Source organism: Vreelandella sp. 2A-K22, from assembly GCF_054065485.1.
The window spans coordinates 150,694-169,594 of sequence record NZ_JBSUGC010000003.1 but is presented as its reverse complement, the minus strand read 5'-3'; the positions used below and the strand labels follow the sequence as shown (position 1 = coordinate 169,594).

At 44.0% G+C, this 18,901-nt stretch carries 14 protein-coding genes; all 14 read right to left on the bottom strand.

The features are described 5' to 3' along the window. Positions 1-122: 122 nt before the first annotated feature. On the bottom strand, positions 123-1,070 hold the full coding sequence (locus ACW17M_RS05110; RefSeq protein ID WP_457547010.1) for a glycosyltransferase: 948 nt from the start codon (positions 1,068-1,070) through the stop codon (positions 123-125). Beyond that, positions 1,071-3,119 carry an acyltransferase family protein gene (locus tag ACW17M_RS05105; RefSeq protein WP_457547009.1) on the bottom strand — a complete coding sequence of 683 codons (2,049 nt, stop codon included), beginning with the start codon at positions 3,117-3,119 and terminating at the stop codon, positions 1,071-1,073. A gap of 169 nt (positions 3,120-3,288) precedes the next feature. Further along, positions 3,289-4,065 carry an AAA family ATPase gene (locus tag ACW17M_RS05100; RefSeq protein WP_457547008.1) on the bottom strand — a complete coding sequence of 259 codons (777 nt, stop codon included), beginning with the start codon at positions 4,063-4,065 and terminating at the stop codon, positions 3,289-3,291. A 202-nt stretch (positions 4,066-4,267) separates the two neighbouring features. Then, positions 4,268-5,194 (bottom strand): glycosyltransferase family A protein, encoded by a 927-nt coding sequence (locus tag ACW17M_RS05095; protein ID WP_051051899.1) that lies wholly within the window; start codon positions 5,192-5,194, stop codon positions 4,268-4,270. A gap of 44 nt (positions 5,195-5,238) precedes the next feature. After that, positions 5,239-6,198 (bottom strand): glycosyltransferase family 2 protein, encoded by a 960-nt coding sequence (locus ACW17M_RS05090; RefSeq protein ID WP_152419231.1) that lies wholly within the window; start codon positions 6,196-6,198, stop codon positions 5,239-5,241. A 262-nt stretch (positions 6,199-6,460) separates the two neighbouring features. Continuing rightward, positions 6,461-7,279 carry a glycosyltransferase family 2 protein gene (locus tag ACW17M_RS05085; RefSeq protein WP_457547007.1) on the bottom strand — a complete coding sequence of 273 codons (819 nt, stop codon included), beginning with the start codon at positions 7,277-7,279 and terminating at the stop codon, positions 6,461-6,463. A 147-nt stretch (positions 7,280-7,426) separates the two neighbouring features. Then, positions 7,427-8,329: a phosphoribosyltransferase gene (locus tag ACW17M_RS05080; protein WP_457547006.1), complete on the bottom strand. Its 903-nt coding sequence runs from the start codon at positions 8,327-8,329 to the stop codon at positions 7,427-7,429. Positions 8,330-8,546: 217 nt separating this feature from the next. Beyond that, entirely contained in the window at positions 8,547-9,755 is a 1,209-nt protein-coding gene (locus tag ACW17M_RS05075; RefSeq protein ID WP_233974053.1) for a glycosyltransferase family 4 protein, read from the bottom strand. 157 nt (positions 9,756-9,912) lie between these two features. Continuing rightward, positions 9,913-11,271, bottom strand: a complete 1,359-nt coding sequence (locus ACW17M_RS05070; RefSeq protein WP_342584041.1) for a UDP-glucose dehydrogenase family protein — start codon at positions 11,269-11,271, stop codon at positions 9,913-9,915. Positions 11,272-11,321: 50 nt separating this feature from the next. Beyond that, entirely contained in the window at positions 11,322-12,389 is a 1,068-nt protein-coding gene (locus ACW17M_RS05065; RefSeq protein ID WP_022523691.1) for an NAD-dependent epimerase, read from the bottom strand. A gap of 68 nt (positions 12,390-12,457) precedes the next feature. Next, positions 12,458-13,642 (bottom strand): hypothetical protein, encoded by a 1,185-nt coding sequence (locus ACW17M_RS05060; protein WP_457547005.1) that lies wholly within the window; start codon positions 13,640-13,642, stop codon positions 12,458-12,460. Between the two features lie 216 nt (positions 13,643-13,858). Then, entirely contained in the window at positions 13,859-15,859 is a 2,001-nt protein-coding gene (locus ACW17M_RS05055) for a polysaccharide biosynthesis protein (protein WP_022523693.1), read from the bottom strand. 53 nt (positions 15,860-15,912) lie between these two features. Continuing rightward, positions 15,913-17,058: a hypothetical protein gene (locus tag ACW17M_RS05050; RefSeq protein ID WP_022523694.1), complete on the bottom strand. Its 1,146-nt coding sequence runs from the start codon at positions 17,056-17,058 to the stop codon at positions 15,913-15,915. A gap of 24 nt (positions 17,059-17,082) precedes the next feature. Next, entirely contained in the window at positions 17,083-18,897 is a 1,815-nt protein-coding gene (locus tag ACW17M_RS05045; RefSeq protein WP_009286549.1) for an ABC transporter ATP-binding protein, read from the bottom strand. Positions 18,898-18,901 lie beyond the last annotated feature (4 nt).

Genomic DNA, 18,901 nt, shown 5'->3' with positions numbered 1-18,901 from the left:
ACTTTTCAGGCACCACTTGAAAAATTAAAGAAAAATTTATACCCAAAAAAACCCTCCAATATTTATGGAGGGTTTATATTTTATGAACCTTATACAGAGTCAACAACATTTCATTTTATTGATCAAGATCTCTCGGGCTTTGCAATACCTATTAGCAAGGCTAACTTATAAGTAGTTGAGTAAATCTTAAAGTAATAACACAACAAATATGCCAAAAACTTTCTAGAAAATGAGAGTCCTTTTCTACCAAAAATATTTAACTGTCTTCGTGGAGGAAAATAGCCTTTAAGAAGAATTAAAAAAAAGGTATTTTTAGAAGCATTATTTTTATTGCATACTTCCCCACCGATCACCCTTTTGCGTTTTTTTAGCATAGCTTTCATATCGGCACGAGCAGGATGATTTACAATAACGTCTGGAGCATACTCAATAGATATACCTTTATCTTTTGCTCGCCAGCCCCACTCATTATCGCCTCCTGACATTAATGTATCGTTAAAAAGCCCAACCGTCTCAAAGTGTTTCGCCAATGTAATCATATTGGCAGTTGCTGCTCCTCCAGTCTGAGCATATTTTTCCTGATCAAAGGCAAAAGCCTTCTCATAAATTTCGACTAGGGTGAGCTTATCAGACTTAAAAAAAAGCTCTATTTTTCCTGCTATTCGCTCTACACCTTTATCAAAATGGTTAACAGCAGCTTCCAACCAGTAAGGATCCGGAATACAATCAGAATCAGTAAAAGCAATAATTTCACCTTTCGCCAATTTTAAAGCTGCATTTCTTGCAGCATATGATCCCGGCTTTCCCTCTTTAATGATACAGAAATTGTGAGGCAAAGAGAAATCAACAGGTGGTGTATCTTCTGGTGCATTATTTACAATAATAACTTCAAAATCATCCTGGGGAAATGTTTGATTTTTCAAAGCATTAACACACAGCTTCAATCGAGCCCAATCATGATAAGTAGGCACAATTACTGAAGCTCTTGGGCTGCAAACCTTCGTAACCCCACCTGCATCCTCTATCGCACTTTTACATTTCACCGCTTTTTCAAATTCATAAATGGACATTTAGTTGCTCTCCCCGTAATTATTAAAAACCTGAAAAATTGACGTCTGATGCTCAAGCGAAGCTTTCAGGCTTGGGGTGATATATTCCAGATAATTTCGTGTCAGGTGGTGGGTATCAGACCACATCAATCTTTCATCAAAATATGCCGGACATAATCCCTCAACACAAATTAATTCGGTAAAGTCTATTGAGATAAACAGAGGTATTTCACCTACATACGCATCTGCAGGATTAACAGATAGCAACACCTCTTCAATGGGTCGAGCGCATAGGCTTGCCTCATGACGGTTCTTCCAAACGCAATAGCTTGGATCACTTTCAAACCAAGGGTTATCTCTTATACCCATTACAGGAATACCTAAAGCAGATATTTCCTTCCATTTTTCCACATGTCCAGAAGGAACAAACTCAACAGGATTCCCTACTACTAATCTATTCTCACGGGGACGATTCGACCTCGTCGAGTTTGTTATAACAAGATCAGGGGACAGGTCACTTAAATAATCAACGATATTTTCATTCCATAACTTACAAGTATCATTACCTTCCACAATTTCATAGCCAAGGGAACAAGAATTCTTTATGATACTTACCACTTTAAATCCATATTCATTCCCTAGACTCGAGAAAAAAGGTTCCCACTGACCTATATGCGACCCGCCTACGAGTGCGACTACATTTCCTGAAGAGGTATCTCCAAAATCACAAGATGAAATTTTGGACTCTGTAATGACCGTAGCACAACCATTATCTCTGTCCATGGTCTCGCCTAAGTCATTAGAAATGGCGGTAACATACCAATAGTTCAAATTGGAAGCATCGTCTTGTATAGAAATCTCATCGCCCTCGAATGCAGATCTTTTAAAATCAACTTTTACATCATGCAGATTTTCAATATAGTATTTAGCACCCAACCCAAGCGTAACCGAAGGAATGAAAAATGAAAAACCTGCAATATAGGAGATCCAAACCCTAGACTTGGGTATTTTCCTAAAAGGCTTTTCAATCAACCAGGTCGTAATAATAGCCAGCAAAACTCCTAATACAACAATGGTCATACCTTTTACAACGCCTAAGTTTGTTGTTTCATAATAGTGCTGAAAAAAAACCAATATCGGCCAGTGCCAAAGGTAAATGGTAAAAGACATGGCACCCAACATGACAAGATATCGATTTGACAATAACCTATTCACCAGTGTACGTTTTTCAGATTCGTTTCCTGAAATGATGATAAAAGCAGCTGAAACAACAGGAAATAGCGCGACATATCCAGGGAAATTCCAGTCGCTAGGAAATGCTATACCGATGCTAAAGAGAATAAAAATACCTAGAAAAGAGATGATTGATGCCGTTTTTTTATTCAACTTAATATAAGGAATAAATATAGCAACCAAGGCACCGGCTAGAAACTCCCAGACTCTTCCTAAAGGATTAAAATAGGCTGTGTTAGGAGTAAAATGCGTAGAGACCAACGAGTAAACAAAAGAAATAAAAAAAACTATAGAAACTCCCAACATTAAAGGTATCAATGATTTCATTTTGTTTGAAATATACAATAGTGGCCCAATAAGCAAAGGGAGAAAGGCATAGAATTGCACTTGAATTGATAGTGCCCAATACTGTTGAAAAGGGCTTGCTGGGTCTCCAATTTGTAAGTAATCAACCTCTCTTCTTATTAGCAATAAGTTTTCTAAATGCCCTGCGCTAAAAATAAATTCATGTATTGTAGCCACCCAGTAAACAGGTGGTACGAAAAAATAACTGAGAATGAAAGTCGTTAAGAGTACAACATAAGCGGATGGAGCCACCCGTTTAATAATTCCTCCCCAAAAATGAAAGGGCTTTATATTACCATCCTTTGCATACTGACGAAGCAACATTCCGGTCATTAGAAAACCAGATACAACGAAAAATACATCGACACCTCCAGATACCTTCTGAAACCAGATATGGAAAACAAGCACCAGTATCGCGCCGATGGCACGAACTCCTTGAATATCCTTACGATACTTGTTATCGAGAGTATAAACATCAAACGTTTTGTTCACTTCTATCCTCCTTAATAAATAGCAAAAACATTCAACACATCTACCCACAGATGCCCTTGAGGGCCTCCAGAGGAGAGTTTAAAGTCTGCGTAAAGGAGTTTTCGGCAAAAATAGATAATTTTCTTACTCATCAACGGGTATTTTCTAGAAAAACCAACCTCGAGTTAAATCAATTAGCTCCTAAGTAATCATTCATTAGTATTTTGATAAAATCATCTATGTGTTTCGTATTCGCTTGCTCACCATCTTCAGCATTAACCGTTAACACTGGTACTCCTCTTTTCTCAAATTCCCCGATCACTTTCTTTCTTTTTTTTTGAGCTTTTCTACAATATTCAGCAATTTCATATTCATGTTTATTTTTATAATATGGCAACAGGTTACCAGTCTTCCTATAACGCTTAAGAATGCGCTCCGCTATAATTTCTGGCCGAGCGGTCATATGCACAATAACCCTTTTTTCCATCAGCTTACTAAATAAAGCTTTATCCTTTCCCCAATTATCACTAATTTCATATTTGAAGTGGTGAAAAAGGCCTTCGTCTATTAGCAAGACAGTCGGGATTTTTTTATCTTCAACATATTTATCTACTGCTCTTGGAGTAATAGCGTACTGGGAATACTTAAACCTTGATTTTTCATTCTCTAAACTTATTAACTTGTAATCTAAAATTCTTTTATAAGCACTATCGATGTTCGTATTACGTTGTAGTCTGGCAATCCACAATCTTGCACGAATCAAACCTTTAATTAACCCCTTTTCTTCCATATAATCTATCAGAGTACTCTTTCCCACCCCTGGACACCCTACAACTTCTATAAAAAGTGATTTATTTGCGTTCTCTATCTGATAATCAAAGACATCTTTCACAAAAAAATGTGCCTTATACTCAAAAGTACGCAGTCGACCTAACCAGTTTTTTGCGATGAATTCTAATTGTGTCATGGCTAATCACCTAATAAGGAAGATCTTGCATAGATTTATTATTATTCGCTGAGATATGCTGACGTCAGACAGGATAGTTAGTGTTAGCGACACAACAGTTCCCGCGAATCCTCTGAGAATTGCGCCGTTATTTAGATAGTCTACTTTACTTTATCACTTTAATTTCGAAAAAATCTCTGCAATAAAAAAGAAGATACGATTTTTAACCACTTAGCACACGATCCCGTAATCTACAGTAATATGGCTGAGGTATTATTAGAGTCGCCAAAGTCATCCATTGGCGGGGCCGCATACTAAATAGTATTAATGAGCATATATCTTTCTTAACTGACCTTCCAACTATCTTTTTTTCAACCGCCCATGACAATATTTTACGATTAATGGCGGCATTTAGATAATGTTTTTCAAGCCACGTTAGGTCAACTTCACATTCACTCTTTAAGTCTAAGCAAGGATGAATTTGAATCATATTATTTTTGTCGCTTACCACGCCACTATTATGAAGCAACCACATGCTCGTAACGGTGGGATCATAGTGAACCATTTTAAGACTGCATATAACTTTTAACCAAAAATAAACATCCCCAGCACGTCGGTATCGATCAACAGGAAAACCACCAAGGGCCATGAATGTATTTTTATGTATGCAAGCGCCGTTCATGTGAATGAAATCAGAACGTGAGAACGCTGCTAAAGCTTCCTGTCGACTCATGACTCCATTTTTTAAAGGTTCACTTCTCGGAATTACTATATTTCCTTCCATCTTCCGAAATGCATTTACAAAAAGATTAACAGATGGGTTTTCGGAAATAGCATTAGCAAACCTTGAAAGGTGGTCATACACAAGCAGGTCGTCTGCATCAAAAAAAACCAACCATTCAGCTGTTGCCTGCTGTGCTCCATAATTGCGTGCTGCGTAGCCGCCTGGGCCAGGCTTATCTCGCTGGAACAGTCGCAGCTTACCCTTGCGTTCCTCTTGTAATAAAATCTGGAGAGACCCATCTGTAGAGGCATCATCAACGACAATGATTTCAAAATTCTTAAAGGTCTGATTATAAAGACACGAGAGAGAGTCCAACAAAGTTGAAGCCTTGTTATGAACAGGCACTATGACAGAAAACTTATACATAAACTCACCTCGTCTTAAGCTATTAGCCAACTTTAGCCAAAAAACTATAAACTTTCACATTTATAAATTCTCAATGGAAGACATTGACTTTTAACCGGTGAATCAATGTATTCAATTTCAGGTGAAAACAAAAAACCTTCAACCAACCCAGCTGTTACAATACCAGCTTTTTTTAACTGTCTTCTTCGTAATAATTTTAATATCATATATAAATCTAAACACATAATTTTTACTACGACATGAGCTGGACGATATTTTTTTGTGACAAATATTCTATTTCTTATTAAGTACTTATAATACTTAAGGCGCACCTCACTATTTTCAGAAATAATATTTAGCACTCCTTTCTCCTGCCGTAAATGCATCACTTTGCTGGCACCCACAACAAACCCGGGAACATCTTCCGTTATTCTTAATGTATATTCAGTATCCTCGCCCCATATGAACATATCGGAAATAGGCAAACCATACCTGTCAATGGTACCGCGGGGAACAAGAATAGATACAAAAGTTGCTCGATCAACGGAGACAACACCATATTGAGCAAATTTTGGCCAATCTTTATATCCAATATGATTAATTTTTTTGTTGATAGAAGGTGAATTAGTTACATAACCATTTTCTGTAAAAGCAGTAGAGATAAGGTAGGCTCTGTCAATACCATTTTCATCCAAGGTATTATCTGCTTCAATTAATCTTTGCAAGGCAAACGGCTCAGGAATGACATCATCGTCCATCATCCAGATATAATCAGCTCCTTCCTTATATGCGAGACGAAACCCAGCATTGAATCCACCTGCAGCACCTACATTCTGCGACAGCAAATACACTTTTAGATTCGGATAGTCCAATTCACTTAGCATTTCTTGTGTATTATCATCGCTAGCATTATCGACCACAATCACCTGGTCACAAATGCATGTTTGTGAATAAATGGCAGCTAAACATAGCTGTAGCAAATCCTGCCGATTGTAGGTGAGTATCACCGCGATCACCTTGCTCATAGTGTCCCCTGCATAATCATGCCCTTGAAAACTCAATACAGCGTTTAATTATTGGCTAACATATACATGCGATTAATACGGCAGCACCTGACCTTAGTTGCCATTTTAATATAATAAACATTTTTGTTTGGCATAAAGAGAAGCCTGGAATTTCGTGCATTCGTAAAATGCAAATGGAGAACACACACACTTTATGTCGCTAATTATTTAGTATTATGCTATTCCAGGTGCGATCCCTAAAGCATATCAAAGATTAGCATCATTATAATTTCCAAAGGCTCACCCTTTTCAAGCGACGCCGGATGCTTCTTGGAATGTTATTATAAAAAAATTTAACAAAAGCAATTGGAAAATAGTAGAAAGGAGCTTTAAGCTGTCGTAATTTTTTTAGACTAATTTTCAATGAATTAAATGTATAACTCAATCGATTTCCGACTTCAAAGCTCTGTCCTTCATGAAGTCGTTTAACTGTTAGCGGTAAATCCACTTGGTAAAATATAAAACCTTTTCTCAGAGCGCGTACCCACAGGTCTATATCGACCTGTCTAAACAATGCTTCATCGTACCCTCCAACCTCATCAAAAAATCGTCGAGAGAACAATATAGAGCTATGATTTATTGGATTGTTAACATAAAAACTATCACACCCCATTGGTGTGACGGAGAATCCTCTACTAATAACTAACTCCCCTTCCCCTTCTCCATAAACGATCTGGCTAGCTGTTACGACAAGCTCCACATTTGGAAATAGGCTTATAGTAGCGACCTGCTGCGCCAATTTTTCGGGTAGCCATTGGTCGTCTGCGTCGATATTGGCCAGCCACGGATAACAAGTATGATTGACAGCAAGGTTAAGCGCCCGCGCACGACCAACACCTTGCGTATCCACTAACTGAACCTGGACAGGGGCCATGTGACGTAACTTCTTGAGCACTTCCCAGGTATCATCGTCTGACCCATCGTTGACCACCACAACTTCTTTAGGTAGATAGGTTTGAGAAAAAACGGAAGAAAGACTTGATTCCAGGTATTTGGACCCATTTTTCACAGTCATAATGACAGAAATATCAATCTGATTCATTAGGCCACCTCCATGGCATCAGACAAGCTGATGATGAGAACTTTTTCTATTAATAATAATTATCATTAACAGACAGTAAAAACTCATTAGCATATTAACTACAGAACTAACAATTTATTTAGCCAGAAAATAATTTATATCTCTTTTCTATCGGTGAAATTTCATATTGACTACTTTCCATATCAATAATTTTATTTTATTCTTGGCAAAACGAGCCCCAAGCTGATCTTCAGGATTATATATACGGCTATCACTAAAACAGAAAACAGGCTTACCTGCTTCTCGACAAATTAGTTTTGCTTGATAAGAATTAAACTCGACAAACAAGTCCGCCGTGGATGCAACGAAAGTCTCAACCTTGAATTTCACCTGCGAATCAATAGTCATGACATTCTTATTATTTTTCTTCATAACGAGATTACGATACGAAACCCCGTTATCCATCAGTAAAGCTTCTACCTTATGTCGGTTTGACTCACTCTGAGACGTAACGATTGTATCGATATCTCTTGAAGGAAGGTAACGAAAGCGTGTAGTACCTGTATCATCACAAAGTTCGTTTTCTGACATCATCCCCTCAAGACAAATACAAGACCTACTCATTACATTATGATGAAATATATTCCATTCAAAAGCTCTTGGATGGGGAAGAAATTCAAGAATAATATCTACATCACTTCTGATTGGCTTGCCTGAGTAAATAGCCAGTGTCGATGCACGTGCTGCTAACCAATCGGGGAGCGCGTTAATTTCGTTTCTTATTGAATCTCCGGTCATTATACTGTCGTCTACAATAAGAACTTTTTGTGCCTCCCAGGGAGAGTTCAAATCTTTTCTCACGCATCGCGTAAGCCCTTTTTTCAATGGATAATTATTAACCCAGGATGAAATATCCGTACAATTTATATTTAGTGCAAGTGCAATCATGTAGGCGGGAACCATACCACTTCTTGGTACCCCGACGACTAAGTCCCAGTCACCAGAAAATTTTTCAAAATTCTTTGTAATATCCCTGCCGAGATCACCATATGACTTGAACTGAATCTGCATTAAGTTTTCTCCGACAACTCGCTCAATATTTTCAGCAACAGCTATCTACCACCCATTTAGCTGATACAGATAGATATATGGTGACCACCAATCGAAATACCTATTGCATCAGAGATGCCGCAGCTATTAAATTAGATAAAATCAGGAAATTAGTATCGAGGCTGTTAGTACTTTTGCAGGGTATAATGTAGATAACACGCAGCACTACGCTACAATTTTATTTAGCAGTAATAGTATCAAATGGTTTTTGCACCCTATTACGAAGCTCTGGTTTTCCTATACCCATTGCTTCAAGCATAACAGCATTGACTTTATGCACATCGTATTTATCTTTAGCAATCTCGTGGGAGCGCTGTCCCATGGTTTTAACTAAAGCTGGTCTGTCAATAAAGTGTTGCATGGCTTTAACAAGCGCATCGACATTTTTTACAGGTATCAAGTAGCCGTTATCGCCATTAGTGACGGTTTCTCGACATCCAGGTGCATCGGTAGTGATGACCGCTCGCCCCATAGACATGGCTTCCAGAATTGAGCGCGGCGTGCCTTCTCGGTAATAACTAGGCAGTACAAAAACACTACTCTCGGCAAGTGCCGGGCGCACATCATTCAGCCAACCCAAGTGTTCAAGCGATCCCTCTCCCACCCAAGTATCCAGCTCTTGTTGCGAAATCGTATCGGGGTTGCTGTCGATATCACCAGCCAGTTGAAATACTACCTCAGGGTGCTGCTGCTTGATTCGCCTAGCTGCCTCAGCGTACTGGCGGACACCTTTGTCTGCCAACAAGCGAGCAACCAATAAAAAACGTGGCGGCCCAGCAGGTAAAGGGGCTGCCGCAAAATGCGCCATATCGACCCCTGACCCATTGAGTACTTGGGAAGGTACGCGATCGCGTAGTATTCCCAAATCACGAAATAAGCTTTCATCATCGGGGTTCTGGAAAAAAACCTTATCCACCTTATTCAAAGCTGCCGAATACAGTCTACGCACCAGATGGAAAACCAGAGCGCGCTTACCGCGTGCCTCTCCGGCAAAGGCATATCCCAGGCCAGTGATCAATGCATAACGTTGAGGAACCTTCGCCAGCCAAGCCGCCAACATCCCATACACCACCGGCTTGATGGTATATGCCAGAACGACATCGGGTCGTATATTACGCATCAACAAGTAAAGTGCTTTTAGCGTCAAAAAATCATACCACGGGTTAAGGCCTGTTCGTTGCATGGGGATATCGTGAACAAATACTCCCCAAGCCTCTAACTGGCGGCATGTCCTTGGATCATCATGTAACCCTGGTGATGCCGCATGTACTTCTAATCCTGCACTAATCAGGCTTTGTACGAGCGGCCCCCGAAAATTGACTAAGGAATAGCTTGAGCCCGACACTAGCAGAAAGCGACGTTTTGGTTTATTAAGCTTAGAGTTCATGCTGCCTCCTCAACGAACACCAGATAGTAAAAAATTACCAGCTAAAAACATATAAATTCGAAAACATAAACGCCTACTTATAATAAAGACCCATGCATAACATAAATGCATCCTTAAAGTAGTGAATATAAACAAAACCATGTGATACATGGAATATTTAATTAGAAGCTAGATATGAAGATTCTAATGGGCTGGGCCTACCTACTGAATAATAAGTAAATCCTTTCGCCCTCATTCGGCGCGGCTCATAAATATTACGCCCATCAAAGATAGTGGGTTCAGTTAATTTCTCTTTAATAAGATCAAAATCAGGTGCACGGAAGTTCTGCCACTCCGTGACGATAATCAAGGCGTCAGTATTCTTTAAAGCTGCTTCTTTGGTTCCACAAAGGATTAAGTGATCATGACTCCCGTAGAGACGCTGAGCTTCTTCCATGGCTTCCGGATCATAAGCCTGCACCTTGGCACCAGCTGCCCAAAGTGCCTCCATTAGTACCCTGCTGGGGGCATCGCGCATATCATCAGTGTTGGGCTTGAATGAAAGCCCCCAAATGGCGAAGGTCTTACCCTTTAATTCAGCATGGAAGTGCTGGCTTATCTTATTGAATAGCGTGTTTTTTTGCTCTTTATTACGCGACTCCACTGCTTTGAGTAATTTGGCGTCAAAATCAATGGTATTCGAGACGTGGATAAGAGCCTGCAGATCTTTAGGAAAGCACGAACCGCCATAGCCCACACCGGGATAAATGAAGTCGTAACCAATGCGTGGATCCGAGCCTATTCCTTTACGCACCGCCTCAATATCGGCACCCAGACGCTCAGCCAGGTTTGCCATTTCGTTCATAAAACTGATTTTGGTAGCCAACATGCAATTAGCTGCATACTTGGTCAGTTCGGCACTTTTTACATCCATCACGATGATCTTGTCGTGATTACGATTGAAGGGGGCGTATAGCTCGCGCATGACTTCAATCGTGGCATCGCACTCTGTGCCGATAATAATACGATCAGGCTTTTGGCAGTCTACGACCGCACTACCTTCTTTTAAAAACTCAGGATTAGACACCACGTCAAACGCGATATCATGGCGTCCGCGCCTTTCCAGCACTTTTTCCACCTCGTCACGCACTTTGTCAGCACTACCTACAGGTACGGTGGATTTGTTAATGATAATTTGGTTCTGCTCCATATGTTCGGCAATGGTGGCAGCCACAGTGAGAACGTACTTGAGATCAGCACTACCGTCTTCGTCCGGTGGAGTTCCCACAGCAATAAACTGCACTTGGCCATGGTTGACTCCCGCGGCCGCATCGGTAGAAAACTCAAGGCGCCCAGCGGCGTAGTTCTCTTTTACTAAAGATTCTAGACCAGGCTCATAAATAGGGATGTTGCCCTGCCTAAGTTGTTCGACCTTATGATCATCTAGATCGATGCAAACAACATGATGGCCAACTTCAGCCAGAATAGTTCCTTGAACCAGGCCTACGTAACCCGTGCCGAAAACTGTAACGTTCATTGGATTTCCTAACTGGAGAGTAAAGTGGTGAGAAAAATTAGAGAGAAGTTTTATTTAGGCAAGCTATGAATTTCACTTATGGTGCTGCTCGCCTTATTTGGCGAATAGTAACTTCGATACCATTCGACAAACTTGGCAACGCCATGAAAAACTGATGTGGCGGGCCTATAACCAACCTTTTTTTCTAATTCACTTGAATCCGCATAAGTGTCTGGAACATCGCCAGGCTGCAAAGGCAGTAGATCCTTGATGGCCTTTCTACCTAATGCTTTTTCAATGGCTTCGATATAGATGTTGACCGTCACAGGATCATTATTGCCAATGTTGAAGATACGAAATGGCGCATTGCTGGTAGCAGGGTCAGGGTTATCGCTATTCCACTCAAAAGCAGGAGTGGCTATATCATCACTGGCGCGAATAACGCCCTCAACAATATCATCCACATAGGTGAAGTCGCGGGTATGGCAGCCATAATTGAAAACCTGGATGGGCTCATTGGCCAAAATATTTTTGGTGAATTTAAAAAGCGCCATATCTGGGCGCCCCCAGGGGCCATAGACGGTGAAAAACCTTAGCCCGGTGGTCGGTAATCCAAACAAATGACTATAACTGTGGGCCATCATTTCATTGGCTTTTTTGGTGGCAGCATAAAATTGCAGTGGATGGTTGGCTCCTTCATGCTCGGAAAACGGCATTAAAGTATTAGCGCCATAAACACTACTGGTACTGGCGTACGTCAGGTGCGCAATGCTGGAGTAACGACACGCCTCCAAAACATTAGTAAACCCAATCAAGTTACTTTCCACATAACTAAGTGGGTTTTCCAGCGAATAACGAACCCCTGCTTGGGCAGCTAGATGAATAACTCGGTCAAAGTGGTGTTCATTAAAACACTCGGCCACCGCCTGTTGATCAGCTAGATTAGCGCGAATAGAAAGGTAGTCGTTTCTTGTCTCTTTCGCCGTCTGCTCAAGAATTTTTAGGCGCGCCTCCTTAATGGCAGGGTCATAATAGTCATTGACGCTATCAAAGCCGACGACACTATCACCGCGCTCCAGTAGCCGCTTGGCAGTGTGAAAGCCGATGAATCCGGCATGGCCGGTAACAAGAATCTTCATTTAATAACTCCATGACGTGGGAGGAATAGAGGGCATTGGCAGGAGTAGGGCAAATAACAGCGCTAATCTCAGCTGCGTACAAAGCGCTGAATATGGCGCCAGCTCACTCGCCTCAAGCCATCCAACGTCAAGGGCACCAGAGCCACTGAACGCACCATGGCAAGTAACGGACGCGGAAGCTCACTCAGACATAAGGTTCGCGGCAGGCCGGTATAGGGAAACCAACATTGTCGATAGGAGCTCTGCCGGGCTGAAGGAGGTAAATCGCCGGTAAAAATCGAAGGTACGGCGTACCAGGCATAGTTGCCTTTCAGCGTCTTTATTTCGTCAGAACCGGGCTGTAGAAACTCGAAATCGATAATCTTTAGCCCTTGGCAAGGGTCATAGATAAGGTCATGCGGATTAAGATCGATGCATTCATAGCCAAGACTGCGATAGTGCAAAATAACGGCTCTCACGCGCTCGATGGCCCAGATAGGCAGCAAACCATGATTAGAAAAAGGCGCACGAGGCGATAAAATGCGTTCCATGCAATTGGCATAGCGCTCAAACACTAGATAATGAGTACCGACTTCTAGCAGACGGGATACTTCTGGCAGAGAGGCACCGAGTTCACGCGCCTTTACTTCACGCTCTAGGTAGCGCTCACGCCCAGGCCGAAATGTCTTGCAAATCGCCTCAGTGCCATGAAAATCCACCAGCTCTACTTTGGCTCGGCAAACCTCTTTACTTAGGTCAGCTAATACCGGGTAAGGTGTGCGAAATGCTGCATCGTTGCTTAGGGCTGCTTCACGTATCTTACCGATCTGCTCGGGCACCAAGGTTTTGAGATACTTAAACGCCTGATCCGCATCGCGGGAGCAATGTATCGGACTCTGTTGTTCTGCTTTGCTCTCCTCTGGAGAGAGCGTGGCACTGAAGGTTGCCCTGATGGTAGGTAGTCTTAAATTGGGAGAGTCACTCGACATCCGCTTCACCGGTACTGGATGGACATCCTGTACCACAAGCAGAAAAACTGGCGGCGACCCACTGCTGGCAAAATTTCCTTGCTCTTGTCCATCATCAAGAACCCACTGAGCGAGCGTCTGTTGCTGCCCACTTTCGATTGGCACGCTACACAACACATTAAATCCATAGTGATCAAGCAACTTAAGAAGGGTGTCCAAATACGCCAACTCACACTCTCTAATCAGAAAAACAGTAATCCCGGATAGCCACTCTTGTTGCTCGTCATCAGATTGTTTGTTCGTCATGACTTGCCTCCTTGTGCTAAAGAGAGCACTTATTTTTAAATAAGCATTGATGACATGCTCAATAATGCTTTTCGCATCACTCAAGCATGAAAAGTGGTGATCAGAGCGAGGGGGAAACGGCTCAGTCGCTATGGCGTAGGCGCCGGAAGTAAACGGGTTGCAGCAAAGTTGGTAAGATTCCGTCGTCTTGTGATAGCCAGCGATTCAATAAGATTCTCAACCTTCTTTGGGTACGGAGCGTAATACAGGGCCTAGTCTGGCGACCGACCTTAAGGCTGTGTTCGTTGCATCAACATGTTGGCGTTGCGTATCTGAGGTCATGGTCTGACGCGCTTTCCATACCAGGTCGGCTATTTCGTCCAAAGGGTTGTAGTCCAGTGGAGCCGACTGCAACAACTGGCGGATACGCAGGTGATCAGTAGCGATAAATGCCTGCTCCAGCTGCTTTAAAAAGGCTTCGAGCCTCGGCCATTCCCAGAAGCGCTCTTTTGAAGTCATGATACGATCATGGCGCGTCTTGCTGACGTCATGACCTATCAACAATTCCTCGTAAAGCTTTTCACCAGGCCGCAAGCCGGAATAGATGATTTCGATATCCCCTTCAGGATGCGCAGCGTCTCTTACCTCCAATCCCGAAAGGCGAATCATATTCATGGCCAGATCATGAATGCGTACCGGCTCGCCCATATCGAGCACGAAAACCTCCCCACCTTCCCCCATGGCGCCAGCCTGGATAACCAGCTGCGCAGCTTCGGGAATTGTCATGAAATAGCGGGTGATATCCGGGTGAGTCACCTTAACGGGGCCGCCCTGCTCAATCTGCTGACGAAACACTGGGACAACGGAGCCACTTGAACCCAGAACATTGCCAAAGCGCACCATGCAGAATCGAGTGTTGGACTGAGAATGTGCGAAGGCCTGACAGATAAGCTCAGTCAAACGCTTGGATGCACCCATGGCATTGGAGGGGCGAACCGCTTTATCGGTGGATACCACCACAAAGGTTTCAACATTGGCCGACATTGCCGCCTTGGCCAGATTCAATGTGCCAAAGACGTTATTACTCACTCCTTGCACGAGATTAAATTCCACCATCGGCACATGCTTGTAAGCAGCAGCGTGGTAGACAGTATGCACCTCGAAACATTCGAACACTGCCTTAAGACTGCCCGAATGCTGCACTGAGATAAGCAATGGTTTTAGCTCGCACCGTGACGCGGTGCTTTCGATATGTTGCTTCAACTCTTGCTCAATGGCGTATAGCGCAAATTCGCAGTTATCGATCAAAAGCAGGCGGACAGGATTCTGATCAAGAATCTGACGACACAGTTCACTGCCTATCGAGCCTCCTGCCCCCGTCACCATGACCGATTTATCGCGGATATTGGCCTCCATCAGTTCGGGGAAGGCAGGCACAGACTCCCTACCCAATAAGTCCTCCAGCGCCACATCGCGAAGTTCACTGATTTTGGCTCTACCGGCAATTACATCGGCGCTACCAGGAATTGTCTTAAGAGGCACGGAAAGGCCCGAAAGCCAGTGCAGTATCTCGCGGCGACGCCAACGTGGGGCGCTGGGGATAGCTAACAAGACCATTGTGGCGCGGTGTTCTTGAACCAGAGCAGCTAATGCTACCGGCTGATGTACCCGCAGCCCTTCTACCATGGCGCCTTCCAATCCCCGCCAGTCATCAACGAAGGCCACCGGCTGGTATTCCTCTCCATTGCGCAGAGCAGCCACCAGCTCGCAACCCGCGGCCCCTGCCCCATAAATCACCACTGGCTTGCGCTGTCGAAGCTGACTGTGGCGATACAACTCTCGCAATAGAAAACGCAGGCTACCGATACCCAACAATAAGAGCAGCGCATAAATGATGATAATAGATAGTCCAATGGGCGAGTTAACCATGTAACTGGCCGGCGCTACTAACAAAGTCGATGCCAGCACAACAACAGCGATAGTGGATACAGTGGCATGGCTCATGTAGCGAATGACGGCGCGATAAAGCCCTAACCAGCGGAAAAGCAAAAGGCTTATCGGAACTAACACGCTGATGGTCATCCACAAGGAAATGCTGCTGAGTGGTTGTAGGCTTTCCAGGTGAATCATTGTGGCAAGTTGCAGGCTACCCACCACAATCAAACCATCAAATACAACAAGTACCCGGCGCTTTATGGAGCGCGGCGCCATTGATAACGACTTTATTAAACTAGCCATAGTTATCTCTATCCGTCCTTGCGGGTTGCCAAGTTACGGCGCTGGCAGCCGCATTATTGAAGTGGGCGATCAAAAACGAGATTTTGACGGGAAGCCGCTATCGAGCCTTCTCGATAGAGATGCCAACAGATCACTAGTAGTACCCAGAATAACGTCGCGCGCAGCCCGTTATGAGTAGTGGAATAAATCAATGGCCCTGCTACTCCAGCCCAGATGTAAAGGGGAGCTCGGCGCAATACGGTGGCTATTATCGATAGGAAAAGCACTAGGCCTGGCAAGCCATAAGCAAACAACATGTTAATAAAGGAGGAGTGGATTTCGGCCCCATCATATGGTGCAAAACGCTGCCGTTCGGCTTCTCCTGCCCCCAATATTGCGTAGGCGGGAAAGTTAGTCAGTCGGTCAAACTTGCGTTCTTCATACACACTATCAATTTTGCTTGGTGCTCGATCCATACGCGCTTCCAGGTTGCGCAACACCTGCCCCTCAGTACTAATATTGGCGAGCACAACACCTCCCAATAATAGTGGCACCAGCAGCAACAGGCGCGCAAAGTACTTGACCTGCTTAGCATTTGCTATGGCCCAGCCGATCCCCACCATAGCCCCACCTCCCATAGCGGCCAACGACGACGCCGATAAGATCCCCAACACGCCGCTAGCTAGCCCGGCCAATGCCAAAGGCCTCATTTTAGGGTGAAAATCATCGAGCATTAACAACACCACTACGCCACATAGCGAAAAGTAGGCCAGCTGATTGGGATTATTAAAGCTGCCAGTGGTGCGGTTGATCCCCAAGGCTAATTGCACTAACACATGGCCACCGGCGATCACTAGCGCAATAGAGATGCTATTTCGAATAAGCCCTATGGCACGTTCACCGTAAACGCTTAGGAAACGCAGCAGCCCCATACCGATTAAAAAATTGAACAGGAAAAACTGGGCTGGTCTAAAAAATTCAGTGGTTTCCATCACTAACGTCCAGCTAAGGCATACCATTACTACCCACAACACCATTAATCCCCAGCACATAGCGAAGGGTGAAACTTTCAGGTGTTTGTCTCCTAATGACATCAAAAGCATCACGCCGGCAAAACCGATCAGCACAAAATCAGCCAGCTGTGGCCCACCGCTGGGAAACAAATAAAGGCTGCTTAGCGAAAGCCCCACAAACAGCAATAGCGCACCGATCAGATTCATGGCGATACCTTTTTTCTACTGTGGCTAGAGGTTAGCCATCATCTGGAAGGTATGATTGCGACTGGCCAGGTCATCATAAGTACCTGCATCACTTACTTGCCCGTCCTCAAGCATATAAATTATGTCGCACTCTTTGACCGTGGCCAGGCGGTGGGCAATAAGCACCACCGTCATTTGGCCTGCGAAGCGCTGGATATCTTCCATCACACGACGTTCGGTGATCCCATCCAGAGCACTGGTGGCTTCATCAAAAACTAATACACTGGCTTGCTGATAAAGAGCACGGGCGATACCCAAACGCTGACGCTGTCCCCCTGATATCTGCACTCCGCGCTCCCCGATTCTAGTTTCGAGCCCTTCGGGAAATCGCATGATCAGTTCATCGAGTTGCGCCATGTGTAGGGCTTCTTTGACTCTCTCAACATCAATATTTTCGCGTTCAATGGCAAAGGCGACGTTTTCGAGGATCGTGGCATCGGACAGAAATATCTGTTGCGGCACAAACCCCACACTGGCATGCCAATTCCGCAAGTTCTCCTGCGTTAAAGCCACACCATCAATGAGTATTTGCCCTTGCTGAGGCTCGATCAGACCCAGCAATAGATCCACAGCAGTACTTTTACCACTGCCAGAAGCACCGACTAAGCCGACCATCTTGTTGACCGGAATTGTCAGAGTCAGGCCATTCAGCGCCCGTGCTCGCGCTCCTGGGTAGTCGAAGGCGACCTCATGAATTTTGATTTCTCGCTGAGGAACCCACGGCATTGACTGAGCAGCAGGCTTAGATTCACTGCCTGTTTTCAGTTTTATGGTTTCCTCACTGCTGGCGATCAAATCTTCACGGATTGCATCATAAGCCGCCAGGTTGCCGCGTATTTTAGTAATGGAGGTATAGATTTTCTGAAAGCCAGGCAGCATCTTGAAACCGGCTAGGGCATAAATTGAAAGCGCCGGCAAAATGGCGCCCAGATTGCCTTGGTAGAGGTTAAGCAGGTAAAGAACCAGCAGGATTACCGAACCAAAGGCCACTAGCTCGATAGCATAACGGGGTGCCTCACTCAGTCCTTGTGTTACACCTTGGCCTCGCGCTATGCGGTTGCTGGCCTTTTCAAACCGCGTGGTAAAACTCGCCTGACGATGCAATAAAAGAAGATCTTTGATGCCTCCAAACCCTTCAGTCATCAGCTTGAAGCGTTTCGATTGAGCCTCAGATATACGCCTTCCATTAATGCTGAGAAAGCGCCGCACCGTCTGATAAAGCAGTAGATAAGTTGCGAGGAATATCACTAAGCCGGATATTGCTACAACAGGGTTATAGATAAAGATAGCCAAGCTCATCAAGGTCACCATGACCGCCTTGGCGTTGAGCTCCATCGCTGGATTGATCACCTTTGTCGTAACGCGCTGGACTTCAACGGAGACCTTGCTGATCAGGACACTGGTATTCTGGCTCGAATGAAATAACCAAGGTTGGTACAGATAATAACGATAGAGGCGGCTAGAGAGTTCCGCTCCCACTTGCTCACTGTAGAGCGACAGCCGCCAGGTGGTATACATGGAAATTAGCGCTGCCATTAACAACACTCCAAGTACCATACCGCCCAATAGACTCAAGAAGGACTTGTGGCTTTGCATTCCGCTATAAGTATAAGCCCAGGCTAACCAACCATTGCCCTGGAGTTTGCTCATATCGCCGACCACCGCCATAAAAGGCCCAATGGCGATGACACTGGCAATTTGAGCTAGCGCCATCACAATGATCAGTGCCTGAAGCCCTAACAATCGGCGGCGCTGTTGTTGCGTTAGTAAAGAATAAAATTCGCGCAATTGATTAAGCATATTG

Excerpts from the sequence above, each read along its gene's own strand:
- ACW17M_RS05110 (WP_457547010.1), bottom strand. The coding sequence starts at position 1,070 with ATGTCCATTTATGAATTTGAAAAAGCGGTGAAATGTAAAAGTGCGATA.
- ACW17M_RS05100 (WP_457547008.1), bottom strand. The coding sequence starts at position 4,065 with ATGACACAATTAGAATTCATCGCAAAAAACTGGTTAGGTCGACTGCGT.
- ACW17M_RS05095 (WP_051051899.1), bottom strand. The coding sequence starts at position 5,194 with ATGTATAAGTTTTCTGTCATAGTGCCTGTTCATAACAAGGCTTCAACT.
- ACW17M_RS05090 (WP_152419231.1), bottom strand. The coding sequence starts at position 6,198 with ATGAGCAAGGTGATCGCGGTGATACTCACCTACAATCGGCAGGATTTG.
- ACW17M_RS05085 (WP_457547007.1), bottom strand. The coding sequence starts at position 7,279 with ATGAATCAGATTGATATTTCTGTCATTATGACTGTGAAAAATGGGTCC.
- ACW17M_RS05080 (WP_457547006.1), bottom strand. The coding sequence starts at position 8,329 with ATGCAGATTCAGTTCAAGTCATATGGTGATCTCGGCAGGGATATTACA.
- ACW17M_RS05075 (WP_233974053.1), bottom strand. The coding sequence starts at position 9,755 with ATGAACTCTAAGCTTAATAAACCAAAACGTCGCTTTCTGCTAGTGTCG.
- ACW17M_RS05070 (WP_342584041.1), bottom strand. The coding sequence starts at position 11,271 with ATGAACGTTACAGTTTTCGGCACGGGTTACGTAGGCCTGGTTCAAGGA.
- ACW17M_RS05065 (WP_022523691.1), bottom strand. The coding sequence starts at position 12,389 with ATGAAGATTCTTGTTACCGGCCATGCCGGATTCATCGGCTTTCACACT.
- ACW17M_RS05060 (WP_457547005.1), bottom strand. The coding sequence starts at position 13,642 with ATGACGAACAAACAATCTGATGACGAGCAACAAGAGTGGCTATCCGGG.
- ACW17M_RS05055 (WP_022523693.1), bottom strand. The coding sequence starts at position 15,859 with ATGGCTAGTTTAATAAAGTCGTTATCAATGGCGCCGCGCTCCATAAAG.
- ACW17M_RS05050 (WP_022523694.1), bottom strand. The coding sequence starts at position 17,058 with ATGAATCTGATCGGTGCGCTATTGCTGTTTGTGGGGCTTTCGCTAAGC.
- ACW17M_RS05045 (WP_009286549.1), bottom strand. The coding sequence starts at position 18,897 with ATGCTTAATCAATTGCGCGAATTTTATTCTTTACTAACGCAACAACAG.